Genomic DNA, 22,490 nt, shown 5'->3' on the forward strand with positions numbered 1-22,490 from the left:
CAATTATCTTGAAGTTGAAATAATTGACGGTGAGATATACAGATGATATAGTTCTAACTGTTGTTATCAAAATAGAGATTACCAGTGGAGGAACCCATTATGAAAAAAGTATTATACGTATCAGCTAACCCAAAACCGACAGAGTTGTCATACAGCAAACAAGTCGCAGAAGCGTTCATGACGAAGCTTCAAAAAGAAAACGCATCGCTTGAAGTCGAAGCAATCGAGCTTTACGATGTCGACGTCCAAGAAATCGATGGCGACGTGTTAAGCGCTTGGGGAAAATTCGCGTCTGGTGAAGCACTCACAGACGTCGAAGCTTCAAAAGTCGCGACGATGAACGGTATGCTTGAGAAGTTCATGGAAGCAGACCTTTACGTGTTCGCGACGCCGATGTGGAACTTCTTCTTCCCAGCACGCATGAAGATGTTCCTCGACAGCGTCCTCTCAGCTGGCAAGACGTTCCGTTACACAGAGCAAGGGCCAGTCGGTCTCCTTGAGAACAAACAAGCGATTCACATTCAAGGGACAGGCGGCATCTACACAGGAACAGACCTCAACTTTGCAGACGCGTACCTCCGTCAAGCGCTTGCGTTCGTCGGCGTGAACGAAGTAACGACACTTGCGGTTGAAGGAATGAACCAGTTCCCAGACAAGATCGAAGACATCGTTGCTGACGCTACAGCGAAAGCAGAAGCACTTGCGAAAGAAGTAGCAGGCACAGTCACAGTATAATCATCGGACGAGTCCACTGGGCTCGTCTTTTTGTGTGCCGTCGATTCGGGTATGATAAGACGGAAAGGGGCGAATCAAATGGGAGAACAGTTATCAGACCGCTTGCTCGGCGATTGGAGCGATATCATTGCCGACGAGATGGAGCAGTCGTACTTCGTTGACTTGAAAGCGTTCGTCGATGAGGCGTATGCGACGACGACCGTCTATCCGCAGCGGGAAGACATTTGGAACGCGTTCGTCTACACGAAGTTTAAAGACGTCAAATGCGTCATCCTCGGCCAAGACCCGTATCACGGTCCGAATCAGGCGCACGGACTAAGCTTCTCGGTCCAAGACGGTGTCCGTTTTCCGCCATCGCTGCGCAACATCTTTCAAGAGTTGCATGAAGACTTGGGTTGTAGCGTGCCGAAGAGCGGGAATTTAGAGAACTGGGCCCGCCAAGGCGTATTGTTGCTCAACACGGCGCTCACGGTCGAAGCGAGTAAAGCTGGCTCTCACCGGGGTAAAGGCTGGGAGCAGTTCACGGACTCGATCATCGAGCAACTCGGGAAGCGCGAACAACCGATCGTGTTTATTCTTTGGGGAAACGATGCCAAAAAGAAACAAAAGCTGATCGGGCCGCAGCACGCGATCTTGACATCGGTCCACCCGAGTCCGCTGTCGGCACACCGCGGCTTCTTCGGATCCCGTCCGTTCTCGCAAGTGAACGATTTGCTGAAACAGTGGGGACAACCTGAAATTGATTGGTGTTTGTGACAGTTCGCAGTTGCGGACTGTTTTTTGTTGACGTCGACAAAACGATTTGGTAAAGTTACAACCAACAAGATACTTTAACGCTTAAAAGCAAGTTCGCGTAGAAGCATAACTGCATAACAGTAACAAAAGCGATGATCAAACCGAAGTAGAGACATCTTCCCTGGCCCAGAGAGCGTGTGGTGCTGCGAACACGCCCAAAAGATGAATCGAATTACAGTTTGTGAGCTCTCGCATGTGAGCGGTCCCCCGTTATCGGATTAGAGTGACTAGATGACGTCTAGTAATCAGGGTGGTACCGCGGCTAAGTCGTCCCTATCGAGTGAATCGATAGGGACTTTTTGACGTCCAGTAGACAAAAGGAGGAAATATCATGCTCACACAATCAATCCCACGCCACTTGGCGCCTCATATCTCGCCCCAGTTTTACAACGAGTACACACCGACCGATCACGCGGTCTGGCGCTTCGTATTACGGCTCAATTTGCATACGCTCGAAGGCAAGGCCCATCCGTTCTACATCGAAGGGTTGAAAAAGACAGGCATGGGACCGGAACGTTTGCCGGACGTCGAAAAAATGACCGCCGAGATGCGAGCGGCCGGTTGGTCGACGGTCGCGGTCGACGGATTGATTCCTGGCGTCGCGTTCTTTGACTTCCAAGGGAACGGGATGTTACCGGTCGCGACCGACATCCGGAAAGTCGAGAACATCTTGTACAGCCCGGCACCTGACATTATCCATGAGGCGGCCGGTCACGCGCCGATGCTGATGGACCCTGAGTTTTCTAAAATCGTGAAACGGTTCGGTCAACTTGGTGCGAAAGCGTTCATGAACCGTGAGGAACACGCCTCGTTCGCGGCACTCAAACGACTGACAATCGTGAAAGAGAATGCCAACTCGACGGAAGCGGATGTCAAAGCCGCCTTAGAAGCGCTGCATGAAGCGAAAGCGCAAGTGACGGGCTTCTCCGAAGCGCAACAAGTGGCGCGTATCTTTTGGTGGACGGTCGAGTTCGGACTGATCGGCGACATCGAACGCCCGCTCATTTACGGGGCCGGACTGTTGTCTTCGGTCGGCGAGAGCCGTCACTGCCTGACCGACGCCGTCACGAAACATCCGTTCAATCTCGAGCATGCGCTAGAGACGAAACAGGACGTGACGAATATGCAAAGTGAACTGTTCGTCATCCCTGACTTCGAGGCGTTGACGGATGCGCTCGATGAACTCGAATCACGGATGGCCGTCCACAAGGGCGGGATCGCATCGCTTGAGAAGGCGCTCGCTTCAGGAAGTCAATCGACGATCCGGCTCGAAGATGGGACCGACCGTGTCGGAACGGTTCGACACGTGACGAACACAGGCGGAGTTGCTCTCGTTCAATGGGGAGACTGCGTGAAAGTTGACCACGGCCAGCTTCGTAATTTGAACAATCACGGACTACTCGTTTTAGATGGACCCATCCAAGAAGCGCTCGCGGAAGCGAACGTTCGCCTCGATGGCCGCATCGTTAGCGAGACGGCAGACGAGATCACGCTAGAAGACGTGAGCGTGCACATCGACGGCAAACAAATCGAGCTCGCGACGCTTGAAGTGAGACACGATTCGCTACCGTCGATCTTCCCGGGCACGGACGTCGAAGAGCTCGTCGTCCTAGAGAAACCGGTTCAAATCGAACGGGACGCCCGGACGTGGACGGAAGACGACCCGCTCTTCAATCGCATCCGGCTCATGCGTGAACAAGGGGAGTCGATCGACGCTCTCGTCCCGATGGTCCTCTCTAAGCATGCAGACGCCTGGTTGGCTCAGATTGAATGTTTGGAACTCGTTCAGTCAGACGAGCTTCGTCAAGCACTCATCGACCGGCTACAAGCGTTACGGAAAACTTCAGACTCTCGCAACGAGCTGATTGGCCGCGCAATGGATTTGCTCAAATGACGCAAACAACCCCGACTTTGAAAAAAGTCGGGGTTGTTTTTATTTGGTCGTTTCGCGCAAGAACGTGATCAAGCGACGATACGTTGAACTGGCTGCTGGTTGATTCATCTCGAAGTGATAGCTGTTTCCGAGTTCGTATTCATCTCGATTATAGAAGACGCTCGTCACGTCAGTCCGTCCGGAGAGAATCGTCGCGAACTCTTTCGCTTGTGTCTCGAACGACCCCGTGTTCCCGTCGGTGATGAACGTCGGGACGAACGTGGCCGGGATGTTGACGAGAGGAGACGCTTCGTTGACGATGGGGAGGTTCTCCCAATTGTACGTCCCGAAGTAGGCCCAACCGATCCGCTTGAACAAGAAACGGTTGACGGCTTTCGAAGACTCGAGAATCGTCCGTTTCAAATCGTACGGGCCAGACAAGAGGACAGCGCCGAGGATCGAGTCTTGCGGGACGACTTGATTCACTTCGGCTGACGGTGCATAGCCATCGTTCAGTTGAATCCCGATGAATTGGGCGACGAGCTGCGCTCCGTTCGAGTCTCCGGCGAAGAAGACGCGGTCGAGATCGAGTCGGAAGCGATCGTTGTTGTCGGTGATATACGTGTACGCCTCTTCGATTTGCTGGAGCGGCACCGGATACGTGACGTCCGGGGCGAGGGCGTAGTTGATGCTGACGACGTTGTAGCCGTTGCTTGCGATCGACGTCGCATACTTGAACACATCGGCCTTATCACCGCCAACGAACGAGCCACCGTGCACCCAAAAGATCGTCGGGACGACATGCTTATCACCTTCATAGCGAATCAAATCGAACGTTCCGTTCTCGTAGGCAGAATAGTAATCGATGTCTTTACGGACCGACGTCTTTTGAACGACTTCGTCGAATCCTTTGATCGCGACTTCCTTGCCTCCAGTAAATGAAGTTTTGACGAGACGGGACGCAGGCTTCGGTGACAAGAAGACGTAGGCGGCACTGGCGACGGCAGTTCCGACTAGTCCGAGTCCAGCTCGTTTCAATCCTTTATTCATCGTAATCCCTCCTTGGTTCAAACGGTTATTGCTTAACGATTCGTAACGACACTGCTCATGTACGTCTCGATGACGTGGGCGATCCCATCTTCATTGTTTGACTTCGTGATGAAGTCGGCTTTCCCTTTGACCGTGGCGTTGGCGTTACCCATGGCGACACCGAGTCCGGCCCATTCGATCATCGTCAAGTCGTTGTTGCCGTCTCCGCAAGCGATGACGTGTGCTTGGTCGATTCCGACGTGGTCAGCCAAAAAGGCGAGGCTCGTCCCTTTCGTCACACCGGCTTCCGTGAACTCGAGGAAAAACGGTTTCGAACGAGCGACGGCGAGCTTGCCTTCGAGCTCGAGTTGCAGCTTCGTCTCGATTGGAGCGAGCGTATCGCCGTCGCCGAGCATAAGGCATTTGACGACAGGGGTCGTGACGGTTTCTTTGAAATCGTTGACGTGGATGACCGGCATGCCCGTCAATTCGCCTTCGAGATCGGTATACGGGTTCGGCTGATCGGTTACGATTTCGTTACCGATGTACGTATGAATCGCGATTTCCTCCCGGACACTGATATCATGGAGGTGGGCGACTGTGTCTGGCATTAACGTGCTTGAGAAGATTTCTTCATTTGTTTCACAATTGATGATTGAAGCACCGTTGAATGACAAGATGTAACTACCATATTTGGCGAGCTCGAGTTCACGAGCTGCTTCCCACATGGCGTATGTCGGACGTCCGCTTGCTAAAACGACTTTGTGGCCGCGTTCTTGGACGTCAAGCAACGCCGCTTTCGTGACAGGGGAAATCGTGTGGTCGCTCGTGAGGAGCGTATCGTCCATATCTAAAACAATCATGTTATAACTCATAGTGGTAAGGAGTCCTCCTTCAGAATCTAATGACTCCATCCTAATACGATTTGAGGTCAATTGACAACCTTGTCGCAAAAACGTAACTATAATGTAGAGTAGTGAACTCCAGAAGAGGTGGAAATATGAATCGGATATTAGTAGCCGAAGATGAGCATGCGATTCGCAGCTTTATCATCGTAAATTTAAAACGAGCCGGATTTGATGTCTTTGAAGCGACGAACGGCCGTGAAGCGGTCACCGCGTTCGATCGTGAACCGTTTGATATCGTCTTGCTAGACGTCATGATGCCTGAGATGGACGGTTTTGAAGCGTGCGCCGCGATTCGTGACTTAGACGAGAACGTCGGGATCATCATGTTGACGGCACGCACGCTTGAAGAAGATAAAATCGAAGGTCTCGGAAAAGGGGCGGACGACTATATCGCCAAGCCGTTCAGCCCGGGCGAGCTCGTCGCGCGCATTCATGCGCTCCTGCGACGCGTCGAAAAAGTGAAGCGCAAAGAGAAGAAACGTCTCAAGTCAGGACCGTTCGCCATCGACTTGGCGGCGAAACAAGTGACGAAATACGGACAATCGATCGATTTGACGCCGACCGAATACGACTTAATCTGTCATCTCGTCCAAAACGAAGAAGTCGTCTTATCCCGCGACGCACTTCTTGACGCGGTTTGGGGCATCAACTACTTCGGGGATCGGAAGACGGTGGACGTCAACATTCGCCGCTTACGGCAAAAGATTGAAGACGACCCGAGCCATCCGGCCTATATCGAGACGCTATGGGGGCATGGCTATAAGTGGCGGAGACATGACGGATGAGACAACAGCTCGTCATCCGCATGATGATTGTCGTGACACTCGTGCTCTTACTGCTCGTAAGCGTCCTGTCATACGGTACGTACCGTTATTACTACGAGTATGAGTCCGATGCGTTGGTCAGCCATGCGACAACAAGCGCTTATTTGTATCCACAGGCGCAAGTCGGATTTGAGACACCGAGCGCGTTCTCGGTCCTCGTCCGGACGTTCGGGTATCCGGGTACCGATTTGACGATGGTCGACCGCTCTGGCGCGATTATAAAAACGACCGGGCAGCGAGCACAACAAGCGTCGTATACACCTGAGCAGCTTGATCGTCTCGCTAGAGGAGAGTCGGTCGTCCAAGACTATGACGTGAACGAAGAACACTTTCTGTCGGTGACGAGCCCAATCATGACCGAGGGAACGGGTGAGTTCGCCATCAGTTTCACGCGTCCACTCGCAGACTTAGACGCACTCATCCGCGAGATTTGGATGGCGATCCTCATAATCGGTGTGTTAATTTGGCTCGTGGCGCTATACGCGGTCATCCGAATCGCGGACCGCTTCGTCCGTCCGATCCGCGAGATTATTGAGACGGCTGACGAGATGGCGCAAGGTGATTTCGACGTCGAGGTATATTCGAACGAGAAGCACGAGCTCGGCGCGCTTGCCCGGACGCTGACTTACTTAGGCGCTAAAGTGCAACAGCACCAATCGACGCGCAACGAATTCTTGTCGAACGTCTCCCATGAGCTCAGGACGCCGCTCACTTCAATCAAAGGCTGGACTGAGACGATCCGAGGCGGGGACGAGCAACTGTCAGACGAGACAGAGCTCGGTCTGAGTATCATTCATTCGGAGACCGAGCGAATGATCGGTCTAGTCGAGCAATTGCTCGACTACACAAAAATCGAGGAGAGTCGTCTCGTGCTCTATCGTCAAGAGCTCGATCTCGTCTCCCTGTTACGCAAAGTAACGATTCAACTGAAACAATCGCTTGAAGATAAGCAGATTACGTTGATCGAGCGCTACCCGGCCAAGTCGGTCGGTCTATTCGATGAGAACCGGCTCAAGCAAGTGTTCTTAAACTTACTTGAAAACGCGATCCGGTTCTCACCAGTTGGCGGGACGCTCACGGTTCGCTTCGTTCAGTCGGAACGGGTCGCCTTCATCTCGATTATCGATCAAGGACCTGGCATCTCGAAAGAACACTTGCAGCGCATCACGGAAATGTTCTATCAAGCGCAAGTGACGAAAGGCAGCAGCGGTCTCGGCCTTGCGATCGCTAAGGAGTTGATCGAGGCGCATGAAGGGAAACTTGTCATTGAAAGTGAAGTCAGAAAAGGGACGACTGTGACAGTTTTGTTACCGCTCGATCCGAGCGAACTGCAATAAAAGGGTTAAACCTTCCGAATTCAGGATACATACAATTGTATGTAGAATGAGGGAGGTTTTTTGTCGTGGCCGAAAAAACATTGAAACCGTTGAAAGGAAGTCCGAATGCCGTATCGACACAAACGTCGATCAAAGCGCTACACATGGACCCGCTTCCGTATGGAAAAGACCGCAATCAAACGGTCGAAACCATCAAAATGGTGATGGGGCAGCTACCTCGGACGGAGCTTGCCGAGGAGACGACGGACACGCTCCATTACGTCGTCACTTCGAAACTGATGCGTTTTAAAGATGATGTGGAATTTTTATTTGACGATGAAGCGAGACAAGTAGAATTTCGTTCTGCTTCACGACTTGGTCATTCCGACTTCGGTGTGAACCGGAAACGGATGGACGACGTAAGCAAACGATATCGGAGGTTGATGGGATGAAGGATTATCAGCTGATTGTAATCGGGGGAGGCGCGGCCGGGATGACGGTCGCAGCCGGTGCCGCGAATTTAGGTGCGAAAGTCGCACTAATTGAGAAGAAAAAACATCTGGGCGGCGATTGTCTCCACGTCGGCTGTATCCCGTCGAAGGCGCTCATCGCAGCCTCGAAAGATGCGAGTTCGCTGATGCAGGCCGCACGTGTGCTCGGAGCCGAGTTTGACGGGCGCGATCATTATAAGACGACGAAGGCACGAGTCGACAAAGCGCGGGCAATCATTCAAGAACACGATGGGACGGAGCGGTTCGAAAAGATCGGGGTCGATGTGTACATCGGGGAAGCGTCGTTCCAAAGCCCGTACGAACTGAAAGTCGGTGACGATTTACTGATCGGTAAAAAGTTCGTCATCGCGACCGGGTCGAAACCGACCGTCCCGCCAATCGATGGATTGGACAACGTTTCCTACTTAACGAATGAAAACGTCTTTGAAGAAGAGACGCTCCCAGAGAGCATCATCGTCATCGGGGCCGGCACGGTCGGACTTGAGCTGGCACAGTCGTTCGCAAGGCTCGGCAGCCAAGTGACCGTGCTCGAGGCGCAAGACGCGTTCTTGCCGAAAGAAGACGGGTCTGTCAGTGCGTTGCTCCGCTCACAGCTCGAGATGGCGCTGCATCTAGAAATCGGTGTCAAGGTCAAACAGATTGCTGAAGTGGCAGGACGCATCAAAGTCACAGCCGAAGTTGATGGGGAAACTGTCGAGTATGAGGCAGAAAAACTGCTCATGGCGACAGGACGTGCTCCACGCATCGAAGAACTTCGCCTTGATCGGGCGAAAGTCGACGTGAAAGACGGATATGTCGATGTGACGTCGACGTATCGGACGTCACAGTCCCACATCTTCGCCATCGGAGATACGATCAAGACGTTACCGTTCACACACGCGGCCGGCGAAGAAGGAAAGGCGGTCGTCGCCAACGCCTTGTTCGGGCTATGGAACAAGGTCGATTACAGCAAGATGCCTTGGATCACGTTCACCGACCCGGAAGTGTTCCATGTCGGATTGACCGAGGCCGAGGCGCGTGAGCGTCACGGGGATGACATCGAAATCTTTGAGGCGAAGCTGTCTGAAGTCGATCGGTTCGTCGCCGATCGCCAAGAGACAGGCTTCGTCAAAATCATCACCCGGAAGAACGGCAAGATTCTCGGAGGACACGCGGTCGGGATGACGGCTGGCGATTGGATGCAGATTGTCGTCTATGCGATGCAACGTGGCGATAAGATCGGCAAGTTGTCACGCATGATCTATCCGTATCCTTCGCGGAGCGAGGCCGTTAAGAAAGCGGCCGATCTATACTGGCGGAAGCGGCTCTTCGAGAGCCCGCTCACCGAGCTCGCCCGAAAATATTTTGAATGGACACGTTAACAAAAAGCCCACTCTGTCGCAGAGTGGGCTTTTCGTCATGGTAAGACGAGCGTTTCGATCATTTTTGGTGAACCTTCTGATAAGTCGACGAGCGGCTTGATCAATACTTCGACACGGCGATTTTTAGAACGGCCGGCGTCCGTTTCGTTCGTCGCAATCGGCTTATATTCCCCGTAGCTTGCGAGCGTGAACTGATTCGGATTGAGCAACTCATTTGTCAACAGACCTCGCATGAACGCAGTCGCTCGGGCTGAACTAAGTTCCCAGTTCGACGGGAAACGAGCCGTATTGATCGGCACGTTATCGGTATGACCGGACACAACGATTTCTCGATTTCCGGCTTGTTCGAGAATGCCGCTAATCGACTGGGCGACCGTGCGGGCGTCAGCGTCGAGTGTCGCTTCCCCCATGCTGAACAAAGCCCGGTCTTGGATCGTCAGGACGAGCCCGCTTGAGTTGATGGTCGCTTCAATTTCGTCTTCTAATCCATTTTTCTTAATGTACTGATTCACTTCTTCTTTTAACTCGTCGAGTTTGGCCAGCTCATACGTCCGCGGATTAGCGGTCGTATCTGTCTTGTCCGTTCGGCTAATGTCACTGTTTGACGCCGTTGAGGCTTGGAAGACACTCGTGCCGCCTGAGAACACCTGATTGAACGATTGAGACATCTTCTCAAGCTTCGTCTGGTCGACGTTACTTGAGGCGAACAACACGATAAACAAAGCGAGAAGTAACGTCAGCAGGTCAGCGTAAGGGATGAGCCAGCCTTCCGGGATGTGTTCTTCATGGTCATGCTTCTTTTTGCGCTTCATAGTTCGCTCGCTCCTTTGGAGACAAATACACGGCCAACTTATCTTCCAACGTCTTTGGTGACTCTCCGCCTTGAATCGACAAAATTCCTTCGATCATCATTTCCTTGACGACGACCTCACTTTTCGAATATTGCTTCAACTTGTTGGCAAACGGGAACCAAAGAACATATCCACTGAAAATCCCGAACAGCGTTGCGACAAAGGCGGCGGAGATGGCGTAGCCGAGTTTATCGATATCGGATAAGTCTTTTAGTGCGGCGACGAGCCCGATAACGGCTCCAAGTACACCGAGCGTCGGAGCGTACGTGCCTGCTTGCGTGAACACATCAGCGTTCGCTTTGTGGCGTATTTCCATATTCTCGATATCACGCGACATCACTTCGGCGATATATTCAGACGGTTGACCGTCGATGACCATCATCATGCCTTGTTTCAAAAACGGTTCTTCGACTTGCTCGAGTGCCGTTTCGAGTGACAGTAGGCCTTCCTTACGTGCTTGTGTCGACAGGTCGACGAATTGCGTCAATAATCCAGATTTGCTTGGCAGTTCTTGCTTTTTGAATAAAATTTTAAATAGTTGGGGTACCGTCTGTAGCTGCTCTTTCGAAACGGCAATACTGACCGCGGCCGCCGTCCCGACAAAAATAATGACGAGCGCCGCAGGGTTGATCAGCGGAGCGACCCCCGCTCCTTTCAAAATCATTCCTCCGATTAACGTAAAGAAACCGAGTAAAAGTCCGACTAAAGTGACGACATCCATGTCTATGTTTTCCACCTTTCTAAAAAAGATCAAGATATAAAAAAAGCGAGAGACTTAACTCGTCTCCCGCAAATGCGTTCCGATGGTTAAGCGCCGTTTTCGTCAATCAGCAGTTGGATGCTGATATTTCGTTCTTCACGCTCTATATCGGTTAGCACATCGTATTTTTTTAATAATGCGTACAATTGATTCATAACTTCTTGATCAAGTGACCAATTCAACAGTTCTTCGAGCTGGAAATAGAGATGGGCGGGCATACATTGTGATTGACGCTCCAACCTTCGCGAGACATCCTTTAGCGAATGATCTACCGTACTAGGGTCCACGGTTTCATTCAACCTCCTCAATATTCATAAAGTCTATCTCTCATATTACCAAAAAAATATAGGAAGGGTTAGCGATACATTTTTCTAGTTGGCAATTTACACGTCGAGGAGTAAGATGATGCTTAGAAAACTTGATTCGAAGGAGATAGCGAGATGCGACATCGATTGACCGTACGGGAATTGCGCTTAAAACGGATTGAGGCGCTATACCGGCTCATCTTTGAAAAACCGGCCCGATTTATCGCGACTGGATTTTTACTCGCCATCTTGATCGGAGCCACGTTACTGTACATGCCGTTCGCCCAAACTGAGCCGGTCTCTTGGATCGATTGCCTCTTCATCGCGACGTCAGCAGGAACGGTGACCGGCCTGTCGACGATCGACATCGGCTCATCGTTCAATACGTTCGGAGAGCTCGTCATCGTCGCCTTGATTCAAATCGGCGGACTCGGATTTATGACGGTCGCGCTCATGCTGCTCAGTGTGCTCGGTAAGAAAATCGGCTTAAAACAGCGCATTTTACTCCAAGAATCGCTCAACTTGTCAGGTCCGGGCGGAACGGTCCGCCTCGTCCGCAACATCGTCTTCACGACCATCATCGTCCAGTTCATCGGAATGTTATTTTTGACGGTCGAACTTTACAGCACGAGCGATTATCGGTTCGGTGAAGCACTGTATTATGGCTTTTTCCATGCCGTCTCGGCGTTCAATAACGCAGGTTTTGCATTATGGCCCGACAGCTTGATGCAGTTCGAGCAGAATACGGCCATCGTCGTCACGATTTCGATGCTCTTGATGATCGGGGGTCTCGGATTTACGACGATTGCCGACGCGACCGAAGTGAAACGATGGAAGCGACTCGCTCTGCATTCGAAAATCATGATTGCTTCGCTTGGCGTCATCAACGGGATTGCCTGGTTCGGACTTATGCTATTCGAGTGGGTATCAGTGGAAGGTGCACTTTACGGCCGTCCGATTGGCGAGGCGTTAAACGTCACGTTCTTTCAAGCGGTGACGACACGGACGGCTGGATTCAATACGGTGGACATCTCGATGATGGCGCCGGTGTCGATCGGTTTAATCCTCATCTTGATGTATATCGGGGCCGGAGCAGCATCAACGGGATCTGGTATTAAAGTGACGACCGTCGCTGTCATTTTAGCGGACATGTGGGCGTTCATCGTCGGTAAAAAAGAGACGGTCATTCTCGAACGGACGGTCGACGCGTTCCAAATCAAGAAAGCCTACGTCGTCGCCATCTCAAGTTTCTTCTTTATCTTGCTGATCACGGCACTCACGATTTTGACGAATGATCACATTCCTGCGACCGCCCTCTTGTTCGAGACCGTGTCTGCCTTCGGGACGGTCGGGCTCTCGCTCGGTATCACGGCTGAACTGAATGACGCCGGTAAAGGGCTCATCATGTTCATGATGCTTCTCGGTCGCGTCGGCTCGCTGACCATTCTGTTCACGGTCGCACGACAGATGGACCGGAAGATCCGTTACCCGAAAGAGAAGTTGTTAATTGGATGAGGACACACAAAAAGCCCTGGTTAGGGCTTTTTGTGTGTGTTGTAATAGGCGACGATGTCAGGCAAGTAGTCTTGTAAGTCCGGGCAAACGATGCCGGTCCCGTTTAACGCCCGGAGCGTCTGCGTCGTGTCGAAATGGACTTGATGCTTAAAATAGGCGAGCAGTTCTTTTGGAACCCCATATCGTTCCGATAGCTGCAAAGCGGAAAATCCGGTTTCTGCGGCGAAATGGGGAATCGTTCCGCGAGGCGAGCGACCAAACATCGCTTCATGGATCATACGGTACACTTCCCGAGCCCCATGCGGGAACGGGTCGGTCAAATGGAACGTGCGCTTTAGACCGACTGGGGCGTGGGCGAGATAAGCAGTCGCTTCGACCACGTAGTCATACGGCACGAGGTTCACTTCGATGTTTTGCCGTCCGATATACGGGAGCGGCGCCGCTTGACGCAACTGGTCCATCAACTTCAACACGAAGTAGACGCCATCGAACTTTTTCGTCTCTCCGGTCTTGCTATGACCGATGACGATACCGGGACGGATGATCGTCGCGGGTATCGAGCCGAGTTCACGGGAGACGATGGCTTCCGCTTCATACTTCGTAGCCTCGTAATGGTTTTTAAACTGGACCCGATGCCATAGCTCGTTCTCATAGACGGTCCCTTGGCGGCGTCCGGAGACGTAGGCGGTACTAAAGTAGACGTATCGCTTTAAATGTTTTGCCCGTTTGGCGAACGCCGTCATATGCTTCGTCCCGAGCAAGTTGACTCGGTAGCCGACGTCATACGGGATGCTCAAGTCATATGCGGCCGCTAAGTGGAAGATATAATTCACTTCCCGTTCGATGACCGACCGCATGATCGGGTCGAGAATGACTTCCGGGAGTGTGATATCGGCTTCAACAAGCACTAACTGCTCGTCTTGAAGCGAAGTCGTGGCCAATAGGTCTTGTTTCAAAGCGAGAGCTTCTGGTCGTTGTGCCGGCAAATGCAGCGCATAGATCGTGCCGATCTGATCCGGCAATGTCGCGAGATGGGTAATCAGCTTTCCTGCTAAAAATCCTGGGAAACCGGTAAAGGCATATTGATTCATGACGTCTCCTCCGCTACATCTAACGTGAACGTGAACGTCGAGCCAACACCTACGCTCGACTCGACTTCGATGCTGCCGCCGTGCGACTCGATGATCTCCTTACAGATTGACAACCCGAGGCCGGTGCCTCCGATTTGACGCGTATCTGAGTTGTCGACACGGTAGAATTTTTTGAACAGTTCTTCGAACGCGTGCTCGGGAATCCCGATTCCAAAATCTTGGACGGACACGTGGGCTTGCTTGTGCTCTTTCCGGACGCGAACTTCAATCTCATGACTGTGAGGTGAGTACTTGATGGCGTTTGAAAGCAAGTTGATGATGACTTGCTCGATCCGGTCTTTGTCGGCGATGAGGACGAGCAACTCGTCGGCATCATCGAAATGAATCGAGTGGTCAGTCGTCTCGCGGAAGCGTTCGACGACTTCACGGACGAGCTCGTTCAGGACGAAGCGGTCTTGTTTATACTCTTGATTGCCATCTTCCATGCGCTGAATATCAAGGAAATCATTCAACAAGTCCGTCAACCGCTTCGCTTCTTTCGCCATCGTCTTTAAATAGCGCTCGCGCTTGTCCTTCGACAAGTCACGTGTCAGCATCAATTCGATGTATCCCGATAGAGAAGATAATGGCGTTCTCAACTCGTGTGAGACGGTGCTGACCAACTCGTTTTTGATTTGGTCCATCCGCTCTTCTTCGGTCCGGTTGCGGAAGACGAACAAAAAGCCACTATCCATCCCAATCTGCCGTTTTGTGTCCATTCCGGTTCCGTACATCTCATAATACTGTTCGTCGCGATCGTTCGGTTGCGGAATCGAAAAACGGAGCGATACTTCACGAGCCGACCCGTCGAGCAAGAGGTCGATTTTCTTTAGCATTTCAGTGCGATCACGGCCCCGGAATGTCGTCAGGAGCGGGATGCGTTCCTGTATCTTGTTCGGAGCGATGCCGGGCAGGTCGAGTAAGCGCCGGGCATGCACGTTCATGAACAGGACACTACCGTTCGATTCGGTCAAGACGAACGCCTCGTTCGATGCTTGCAGAATCGATTGGATGATGTCGCGCTGACGAGCAATCGCATTTTTCTCTCGTTCAAGCATGCGCTCGACTTTTTTACGGTCACTAATATCGCGCATGACGGCGACACGGAGCGTCTGGCCTTGGAACGTCACTTCTTTCGGATAGACTTCCATCTCTAAAAAGGTACCGTCCTCGCGCCGTCCGATGACTTCGTAAGGGGTTTGAATGTGATTACGGACCCGTCTGAGGACATCGGCCCGGTAGCCTTCCGCGATAAATTCGATCGTTTGGCGTCCGACCATGTCCTCGGCCGGGATACGGAAAATCGTTTCGGCTGCCTTGTTCGCGTCAAGAATCGTTCCCCCTTCGTGAAACAGGACAGCTTCAATCACGGACTCAGCAAACATGCGGTAACGCTGCTCTTTATGGAGCAGTTCGCCTTTGAGCGCGATTTCAGGGCTGACATCAAAGACGAAGAAAAAGAAGCCGATGATTTGATTGTGTTCATAGACCGGCTGCATGAACAGTTTGCCGACAAAATGGGTGCGATCTTTACGCTGAAACTTCCATTCTCTGTCTCCACGATCGAGTGCGACGCGCAGCATCTGTTCGAACGACAACAAGCGCTCCGTCTCGTCCTGATAATGCGTCCGCTTCTCACTCAGTTCTCGCGACTCGAACAAGGCGAACGGTGTCATCTCATAGAGCACTTCGTGAGGTTCATAGCCGAACAGCTCGGTCGCTCCTTTATTGAAGCGATTGATGAGCAGATTGGCATCTGTCATGATCATCGCCATGTCGAGTTCGGTATGCATCATCGCCTCAAAGGCGTTATGTTGGACCGTGACCCGCGTGTCGAGCGGGAGCGGCTCGATGGAGAGAATGTATATATGTTCATATGGGATCGCATGGACGCGAATCGTCGGCATCTCGTATATCCAAGGAAGTCCTTGCTCCATCCGGCGCGACAATTCCATGGTGAGAGGTGACTGGTTGACCATGTGAAAAATATTCGTTTTCGTCTGTAAGTCTTCAGGAAACTGCTCCATGAACGGACGATTCGCCTGAACGATCGTACCGTCCTTCGTAATCAGCGCGACGCCGTAAGGTAAAGCGTGCAGCAGTTCGTTTTGGAGATACATCCTTTTCTCCATTAACGTTTGATCCCTCCTTCTTTATATCAAACGGGTACATTTGGAATACATTCGACAGAAGACCCTTTGTTTTCCTGCATTGATTCGGTAAAGTAAATAAAAGAAACGGTAGGGAGGACGATTGACGTGAAAGGAATGGCGCTTAGCCTATTGATCGCCATCGGATTATGGTGGTTTGAAGCACCGATGTGGAGTGTCGTCACGGTGCTCGCACTCGGGATTGCTTGGCTCATCTGGCGGATGCGCCTGTCGACGATTGATCGGATTGATCGAATGGACGGCCGTGAGTTTGAGCTATTTTTAGAAGAAGTATTCACAGCGCTCGGGTACACCGTGACGGTCACGCCGGCGTCACGTGATTTCGGGGCGGATTTGCTCCTTGAAACGTCGGACGGCTGGTCGATCGCGGTCCAGGCAAAACGCTATGAAAAAGTTGTCGGACTCGAAGCGGTCCAGCAAGTAGCCGCGTCCGTTCCATACTATGGGGCGAACGAAGGATGGGTCGTCACGAACTCGTCCTATACGGATAGTGCGTACGAACTCGCCGAACCAAATCAAGTTCGTCTGATTGCAAGAACAGAGCTCGAGCAGCTGCTCAAACAGGCTGGATTTAAGCGCTAAAGTGGCGCCTGTTCACAGCTTTGACAGACTGGCGGATTGTGTCGAAGAAAAAGGGGTTGTCTTTTTCCTCAAACGGTGCAATAATCATCTTCGTCATATGAAATATGTAGTAGTTGAACAGAGAAACACGACTACTAGAAACTAAATTGGGGTTTCACAGAATGACCAACCGAACAAACACAAAAATCGAGGTTGGAACGTAGTAGGAGGAAAAAGCGGTGCGCAAATTAATTTATGTAAAAGGTTGTGTCTTTACGCAAGGCGAGGCGACCATTTATGACGAAACAAATGATGCAATCGGATCTGTTCACCGCGACACGGAGGGCAGTGTTCAAGTGCACAACTTGTCCGGTCGGCAAATCGCTCACGGGAAGTACATCCCGAACTGTCAAAAGTGGGTCGTCATGAACCACGACGGGCAAGCGATTGGTCAATTGAAAGACAAGTTCTCGTTATTCGGGAAAAAGTGTGAATACAACGTCTATGAACGTGGTCTCTACACGATTCAATACGATGTCGAACGCTACAAGTTCAGTGTTCGCGATAAAGCTGGAAAACTTGTGGCGGAACTTCGCAAACAAGATGACGATTCTTTCTGTTTGACGAAAGAGGCGGATCAGCTCTCGATGTTCGAGTTGTTGTCAGTTTTGAAGACGTTGACAGTCAAATCACGGATGCCGGTCGCCATGTCAGTCTAACCAATATGACGAACACCAGTCACTGCGACTGGTGTTTTTTTGCGTTCTACAAAAAAAGCTTCATTTGATTGGCTCAAATGAAGCGGCTTAAATAGTGTTTGGCCTCAATCTCGAGTGTCGTCACGCGGTGCGCGTACAAACAAAGCTTCAGGACGTGCATGATGTTTGGATGGGTATGTCCCATCTTCTCGATCGAACGCTTCGCACGAGTGTCTAACATCTCGATCGGGCTCGTCGACTTGGCATACTCCGCGTACAAGCGGTAGAAGTCGATCGGGGAGATGAGGTCGTCTTCGTCGCGGTCGGGATTATTGAAGATGAGTGCGAGTAGCGAGCTCGTCTCTTCGAGCGAAAACAGATGCTTCAAGTCGTCGAGCAAATAAATGATCGCAGCCTGTTGCAGTGAATATTTTTTGCCGACCCGAGGGACACCGATGATTTTGCGAACTTCGCGTTTCGTCCAGTTTTGAATCGTCGTCGCGGACAAATGTTCTCCGGTCAGTGTGTTGGCCAGGGCCACGATTTGATTGATCGACAATCCGTTCTTTTCAATATGAAACAAATGGATTTTACGAAGCTCTTTCGGGAAATGCTCACGCACTTCTTCAGGAAAAAGTGAGATGGCCCGATCGACGTCACCAACCCGCATATAGTGAAGGCAATCAGCCAACGTTTGAATCGAAATTGCATCGCGCATACAGGCATCCTTTCTATAGCCGACTTCGTTCGCGGGCTATACAGTCATTTGACCTCATTCTACCAAATGTTTGAAAAGGAAGCTAGGTTCTGGCCTGATTAAGGTATAATGAATACGTATAAAAATCGCACATAAAGGTGGTCCAAGGATGAATGAATGGGTCAGTTCTATTCTGTCCATCGTCATTGTCCTGGTGTTTCTCGTCGGTCTCGAACAGATTGGCAAGCGCCTCGGCTGGACGGATGAGACAATTCGAAAGAGCGTACATATTGCGGTCGGGCATTGGTCATTGCTCGCCGTCTGGTTGATGGACACATGGTACATCGCCGCCATACCGCTCGTTTTCTTTACGTTCGCAAACGCGTGGCTTCTATATAAGAGCCCGTCTCCGGTCCATCAGACCGAGCGGAAGTCGCTCGGGACCGTCTATTACCCGATCGCACTCCTCGTCATCTTGTTCTTCTTTTTCGAGACGGAACCGCTCGCCTTTTTAGCAGGCTCGCTCGTATTGGCATGGGGAGATGGCTTAGCAGCCCTCATTGGACGCAAATACGGGACGGTGATCTATGACCTGTATGGGCAAAAGCGATCGTTCCAAGGCAGCATGGCCATGTTCTTAAGTTCGTACGCGGTACTCTTTTTATTGTTTTTGTGGAAAGATATTCCGATGTGGCAAGTGGTGACTTATGGGTTTATCATTTCCATCATAGCGACGCTGACAGAGGCGATTTCGTATCGAGATTGGGATAATTTCACAATCCCGATTGTCGTAGCCGTCGCGACATCATTATTGTTATAAACTATTCGCTAGATTGTAAAGAAAACGTTGCTTGTCACTCTCGGTAAACATTTGTATACTGTGTTTCGTACTGAAACCATTCAGCAACGTGTCCGAGGCGAACTTTTTCGCTTGCGGCACTAATAAAATAGACCGTAAAGGATTGAGGCAACGCATGAGCTTTTTAGACCAACTACTCACAATCATCCCGGCCGAGCGCTTCAAGCAAGACGAGCCGCTGTCAGCACACACATATACAAAACTGGGCGGGAAAGCGGATTATTTCGTGGCCCCACACACGTATGAAGAAGTTCAAGCCGTCCTTGAGCTCGCCCATCGCGAGAACGTACCATTCATGATTCTCGGTTTCGGTTCCAACTTGATCGTTCGAGACGGCGGCCTGCGTGGCATCGTCTTGAACTTGAACGAGTTGAACACGATTCGCCGCGACGGCAACCGAATCATCGCCCAAGCAGGAGCGGCCATCATCGACGTGTCGCGCCAGGCGCTCACTGAAGAGCTGTCTGGACTGGAGTTCGCATGCGGTATTCCGGGAACGGTCGGAGGCGCCGTCTATATGAACGCGGGTGCCTACGGCGGCGAGACGAAAGATGTGATCGCGAGTGCGGTCGTTTTGACGCCAGACGGCGGACTACTCACGCTCTCGAAAGATGAGCTTGACCTCGATTATCGAACGAGCCGGGTCTCAAAAGAAGGATTGATCGTCTTAGAGGCGACGTTCGAACTCGATCCGCTCGGTTATGAAGCGATCAAAGACGTGATGGACGATTTGACGCATAAGCGTGAATCGAAACAGCCACTTGAATATCCGTCATGCGGCAGTGTGTTCAAGCGCCCGCCCGGTTACTTCGCCGGTAAACTGATTCAAGATTGCGGACTGCAAGGCAAGCGCATCGGCGGGGCGGAAGTATCACTCAAGCACGCGGGCTTCATCGTCAATATCAATCAGGCGACAGCGACTGAATACATCTCGCTCATTCGTCACGTCCAAGCGACGGTCAAACAGAAGTTTGAGATCGAACTTGAACCTGAAGTGAAAATCATCGGTGAGGATATCACTGTCGAAAACGCATAAAAAAACGCTCGAACGAATCAATCGTTCGAGCGTCTTTCTGTCCGCATATTTCGGATGTGTTCGATTACGCGTGGAGCTGCTTCGTGACCGCTTCAGAAGCCGGCACGAATGTATAGCCGAGGTCGCGGGCGACGGCTTCGTACGTGACCGTACCGTCGATGACGTTCAATCCTTTGAGGAGCGCTGCATTTTCGCGAAGCGCCGGGAAGATTCCTTTTTGAGCGCACTCGACGATATAAGGCATCGTCGCGTTCGTCAAACCGAGCGTCGACGTGCGCGGGACTGCCCCTGGCATGTTGGCGACCGCATAATGCTGCACACCGTAACGTTCGTACGTCGGCGCGTCATGCGTCGTAATATGATCGATCGTCTCACAGATCCCGCCTTGGTCGATGGCGACATCAACGATGACGGACCCCGGTGACATTTGTTGCACCATCTCTTTCGTGACGAGTTTAGGTGCTTTCGCGCCCGGGATGAGGACGGCACCGATGACGAGGTCGCTTTCGGCGACTTGCTTCGCGATATTATAGCGGTTCGAGATGAGCGTGTTGATCGTGTTCCCGAACTGGTCGTCGATTTGGCGGAGACGAGCCGGGCTGATGTCCATGATTGTCACGTTGGCTCCGAGACCAATCGCGATGCGGGCCGCGTTCATCCCGACGACACCGCCCCCGATGACGGTGACGTTCGCACGAGGCACTCCAGGAAGACCTGACAAGAGGATCCCTTTGCCGCCATGCGGTTTTTCTAAAATTTGCGCCCCGATTTGAGCAGCCATCCGTCCTGCGACTTCGCTCATCGGTGTGAGCAGCGGAAGCGTGCGGTCGACTTCGACCGTCTCGTAGGCGATGGCGGTCATGCCTGAATCGACGAGCGCTTTCGTGAGTTCAGGTTCGGCCGCTAAATGTAAATACGTGAAGAGCGTAAGGTCTGAACGGAAATATTGATACTCTGACGGCTGTGGCTCTTTTACTTTCAAGGCGAGTTCAACGTCTCCCCAAACGTCCTGTGCTGAATCGACGATGCTTGCCCCAGCGTCGATGTACTCCATATTCGTGAAGCCGCTCCCGATGCCGGCTCCCGTCTCGACGAGCACCTCGTGTCCGAGTTCCGTCAAGACTGATGCACCCATCGGCGTCAACGCGACGCGGTTTTCGTTATTTTTAATCTCTTTCAATACCCCGATTTTCATGTGTAGTTCCCCTTTCTATCTGCTGACACAATTTGTTCACACCTCTAGTATAGACCCAAGTGAAATCGCTGTCTTTAGCATGGATTCTAAAAGCGACAACCCCCACTTTGTGATTTTTCACAAAGTGGGGGTCAGTCGTCTTGACGATATTGTCCGGCCTTGATCGCTAAATAAATAGCGGCCCGTTCCGGGAGCGAGACTTGGGTGATGCTCGTCAGTTCTTCGATCCGTCGAATCCGATACAAGACCGTGTTTGGATGGATATGGAGGTGGGCGGCGACTCGTTTGACGTTCCCTTCAAAATAGAAATACCATTCAAGCGTCGTCACGAGTTCGGTGCGGTGGACTTGGTCATACGCCTGCAACCGTTCGATCGTCGGGTGCGTCTCGAGGCGCAGGCCGATTCGTCGGGACAAATCGGGGACGAGTTGATAGATGCCAATTTGCTCGAACGCCCGGGCACTAGCGAGCTCGAACGGGAACTTCCGGCGTAGCGATGTGACCCGTCTTGCTTCCTCGGTCGCGGCATAGAGCGTATCGCTTTCGAAGAAACGCCCGCTAATCCCGAGGCGAGGTTCGGCGTCAGTGAACTTGTCTTGAAGTTGGGTCTCAAAGCGATCGGCCCACTGGAGGAGGGCGGCCTCTTCTTCAGACAGCTCGGACTTCATATAATGCCAGACGAGCAGTTGTTGGCCGTCGATAGCGTGGAGGACGACCTCGATCGCTTCTTGTGTCGCAAGCGCATAAAATAACCGCTCAGCAAATTGCGGAGTGATCGGCTGCAAGCAGTCGATGATTGTCAGGCGACTCGCAACGGCGATCGGGGCAAGTTCGTTCAAGCGCTCCCGATGTGCGGAAGCAAGGTATGGCGAAGCGAGCACTTCTAAAAAGAAACGCTCGAGTTCGGCATCGATGCGACGTTCGTGCATGGCGATCGTCATGAGCAGTTTCTTGGCGATACTTGCCCCTTCCTTCAAGACGGTGAGCTCCTGCTCGGAGAAAGGGGTCGTCCGGGCCAGACTCCAAATGTAGCCGAGCACATCTTCTTGCTGCTTGATGACGACGGCGGCGCGCTCGCCTAGACCGATGGCCATCCGGGCTGGGATGACGACAGGCTCGTCTCGGTCGATCAGCTCTTGCAGGATACCGCTTTCCCATAAATCCTCGATGACGGCTTCCGGGACGCGACGGCCGATGATGGTCGCGATTCTAGCCGGGTCGGTCGAGTCGGGATGCGTGCTATAGGCGAGTAGCTGATGGTGGCGATTTTCGATCGTGATCGGTGCGCGGATCGCTTGCCCGATCGCTTCGGCGAGCGTGTCGAGTGATTCATATGATTTCTGTAAAAAAGGCATGTCG

21 protein-coding genes and 1 other annotated feature are annotated in these 22,490 nt (G+C 52.0%); of the genes, 12 read left to right on the forward strand and 9 right to left on the reverse strand.

The features are described from left to right. Window positions 1-99: 99 nt before the first annotated feature. The 3 genes from A6395_RS09725 to A6395_RS09735 all read left to right on the forward strand — a co-directional run bounded on the left by A6395_RS09725 (window position 100) and on the right by A6395_RS09735 (window position 3,424). Complete coding sequence (locus A6395_RS09725) at window positions 100-735, forward strand: FMN-dependent NADH-azoreductase (RefSeq protein ID WP_071398871.1); 636 nt, start codon at window positions 100-102, stop codon at window positions 733-735. A gap of 78 nt (window positions 736-813) precedes the next feature. Next, window positions 814-1,491 carry a uracil-DNA glycosylase gene (locus A6395_RS09730; RefSeq protein ID WP_071398872.1) on the forward strand — a complete coding sequence of 226 codons (678 nt, stop codon included), beginning with the start codon at window positions 814-816 and terminating at the stop codon, window positions 1,489-1,491. 122 nt (window positions 1,492-1,613) lie between these two features. Continuing rightward, window positions 1,614-1,808, forward strand: a binding site (T-box leader). Window positions 1,809-1,861: 53 nt separating this feature from the next. Continuing rightward, window positions 1,862-3,424 (forward strand): aromatic amino acid hydroxylase, encoded by a 1,563-nt coding sequence (locus A6395_RS09735; protein WP_071398873.1) that lies wholly within the window; start codon window positions 1,862-1,864, stop codon window positions 3,422-3,424. Window positions 3,425-3,463: 39 nt separating this feature from the next. Here A6395_RS09735 and A6395_RS09740 read toward each other — a convergent pair whose 3' ends face one another. After that, the gene (locus A6395_RS09740; protein ID WP_071398874.1) at window positions 3,464-4,453 is read right to left on the reverse strand and encodes an alpha/beta hydrolase; all 990 of its coding nucleotides are present in this window, start codon (window positions 4,451-4,453) and stop codon (window positions 3,464-3,466) included. 32 nt (window positions 4,454-4,485) lie between these two features. Continuing rightward, window positions 4,486-5,307 carry a Cof-type HAD-IIB family hydrolase gene (locus A6395_RS09745; protein ID WP_070328310.1) on the reverse strand — a complete coding sequence of 274 codons (822 nt, stop codon included), beginning with the start codon at window positions 5,305-5,307 and terminating at the stop codon, window positions 4,486-4,488. 125 nt (window positions 5,308-5,432) lie between these two features. Here A6395_RS09745 and A6395_RS09750 point away from each other — a divergent pair, with 125 nt between their 5' ends. The 4 genes from A6395_RS09750 to A6395_RS09765 all read left to right on the forward strand — a co-directional run bounded on the left by A6395_RS09750 (window position 5,433) and on the right by A6395_RS09765 (window position 9,353). Then, the gene (locus tag A6395_RS09750) at window positions 5,433-6,125 is read left to right on the forward strand and encodes a response regulator transcription factor (RefSeq protein WP_016509883.1); all 693 of its coding nucleotides are present in this window, start codon (window positions 5,433-5,435) and stop codon (window positions 6,123-6,125) included. Beyond that, window positions 6,122-7,501 (forward strand): sensor histidine kinase, encoded by a 1,380-nt coding sequence (locus A6395_RS09755; RefSeq protein ID WP_071398875.1) that lies wholly within the window; start codon window positions 6,122-6,124, stop codon window positions 7,499-7,501. The genes A6395_RS09750 and A6395_RS09755 overlap by 4 nt, the downstream gene beginning before the upstream one ends. 65 nt (window positions 7,502-7,566) lie before the next feature. Continuing rightward, window positions 7,567-7,932, forward strand: coding sequence for a DUF1499 domain-containing protein (locus A6395_RS09760; protein WP_071398876.1), 366 nt, complete (start codon window positions 7,567-7,569; stop codon window positions 7,930-7,932). After that, window positions 7,929-9,353 carry a dihydrolipoyl dehydrogenase family protein gene (locus A6395_RS09765; RefSeq protein WP_071398877.1) on the forward strand — a complete coding sequence of 475 codons (1,425 nt, stop codon included), beginning with the start codon at window positions 7,929-7,931 and terminating at the stop codon, window positions 9,351-9,353. The genes A6395_RS09760 and A6395_RS09765 overlap by 4 nt, the downstream gene beginning before the upstream one ends. A 35-nt stretch (window positions 9,354-9,388) precedes the next feature. Here A6395_RS09765 and A6395_RS09770 read toward each other — a convergent pair whose 3' ends face one another. Beyond that, entirely contained in the window at window positions 9,389-10,165 is a 777-nt protein-coding gene (locus A6395_RS09770; protein ID WP_071398878.1) for a flagellar motor protein MotB, read from the reverse strand. Then, complete coding sequence (motA, locus tag A6395_RS09775) at window positions 10,143-10,925, reverse strand: flagellar motor stator protein MotA (protein WP_070329182.1); 783 nt, start codon at window positions 10,923-10,925, stop codon at window positions 10,143-10,145. The genes A6395_RS09770 and motA overlap by 23 nt, the downstream gene beginning before the upstream one ends. Before the next feature lie 479 nt (window positions 10,926-11,404). On the opposite strand from motA, the gene A6395_RS09785 reads away from it, so the two are divergent. Further along, window positions 11,405-12,784, forward strand: coding sequence for a TrkH family potassium uptake protein (locus tag A6395_RS09785; protein WP_071398879.1), 1,380 nt, complete (start codon window positions 11,405-11,407; stop codon window positions 12,782-12,784). 20 nt (window positions 12,785-12,804) lie between these two features. Here A6395_RS09785 and A6395_RS09790 read toward each other — a convergent pair whose 3' ends face one another. Together A6395_RS09790 and A6395_RS09795 are read right to left on the reverse strand one after the other, a co-directional pair. After that, window positions 12,805-13,875, reverse strand: coding sequence for an SDR family oxidoreductase (locus A6395_RS09790; protein WP_071398880.1), 1,071 nt, complete (start codon window positions 13,873-13,875; stop codon window positions 12,805-12,807). After that, window positions 13,872-16,046: a PAS domain-containing sensor histidine kinase gene (locus tag A6395_RS09795; RefSeq protein ID WP_071398881.1), complete on the reverse strand. Its 2,175-nt coding sequence runs from the start codon at window positions 16,044-16,046 to the stop codon at window positions 13,872-13,874. The genes A6395_RS09790 and A6395_RS09795 overlap by 4 nt, the downstream gene beginning before the upstream one ends. Before the next feature lie 135 nt (window positions 16,047-16,181). Between A6395_RS09795 and A6395_RS09800 the strand changes: the two genes are divergently transcribed. Together A6395_RS09800 and A6395_RS09805 are read left to right on the forward strand one after the other, a co-directional pair. Then, a complete protein-coding gene (locus tag A6395_RS09800; RefSeq protein WP_233589717.1) occupies window positions 16,182-16,667 on the forward strand; it encodes a restriction endonuclease in 486 nt (161 codons plus the stop codon). 218 nt (window positions 16,668-16,885) lie between these two features. After that, the gene (locus A6395_RS09805) at window positions 16,886-17,365 is read left to right on the forward strand and encodes an LURP-one-related family protein (protein WP_070329187.1); all 480 of its coding nucleotides are present in this window, start codon (window positions 16,886-16,888) and stop codon (window positions 17,363-17,365) included. A 73-nt stretch (window positions 17,366-17,438) separates the two neighbouring features. Here A6395_RS09805 and A6395_RS09810 read toward each other — a convergent pair whose 3' ends face one another. Next, window positions 17,439-18,062: a DUF1836 domain-containing protein gene (locus A6395_RS09810; RefSeq protein WP_071398882.1), complete on the reverse strand. Its 624-nt coding sequence runs from the start codon at window positions 18,060-18,062 to the stop codon at window positions 17,439-17,441. A gap of 148 nt (window positions 18,063-18,210) precedes the next feature. Between A6395_RS09810 and A6395_RS09815 the strand changes: the two genes are divergently transcribed. Together A6395_RS09815 and murB are read left to right on the forward strand one after the other, a co-directional pair. Beyond that, a complete protein-coding gene (locus tag A6395_RS09815) occupies window positions 18,211-18,861 on the forward strand; it encodes a diacylglycerol/polyprenol kinase family protein (protein ID WP_070329189.1) in 651 nt (216 codons plus the stop codon). Between the two features lie 154 nt (window positions 18,862-19,015). Beyond that, window positions 19,016-19,936 (forward strand): UDP-N-acetylmuramate dehydrogenase, encoded by a 921-nt coding sequence (gene murB / locus A6395_RS09820; RefSeq protein ID WP_071398883.1) that lies wholly within the window; start codon window positions 19,016-19,018, stop codon window positions 19,934-19,936. Window positions 19,937-20,000: 64 nt separating this feature from the next. On the opposite strand, the gene ald is transcribed toward murB, so the two are convergent. After that, window positions 20,001-21,131: an alanine dehydrogenase gene (ald, locus tag A6395_RS09825; protein ID WP_071398884.1), complete on the reverse strand. Its 1,131-nt coding sequence runs from the start codon at window positions 21,129-21,131 to the stop codon at window positions 20,001-20,003. Window positions 21,132-21,262: 131 nt separating this feature from the next. Beyond that, window positions 21,263-22,486: a PucR family transcriptional regulator gene (locus tag A6395_RS09830; RefSeq protein WP_071398885.1), complete on the reverse strand. Its 1,224-nt coding sequence runs from the start codon at window positions 22,484-22,486 to the stop codon at window positions 21,263-21,265. Between the last annotated feature and the right edge of the window lie 4 nt (window positions 22,487-22,490).

Source organism: Exiguobacterium sp. SH31 (assembly GCF_001816105.1).
Taxonomy (GTDB): domain Bacteria; phylum Bacillota; class Bacilli; order Exiguobacteriales; family Exiguobacteriaceae; genus Exiguobacterium; species Exiguobacterium aurantiacum_A.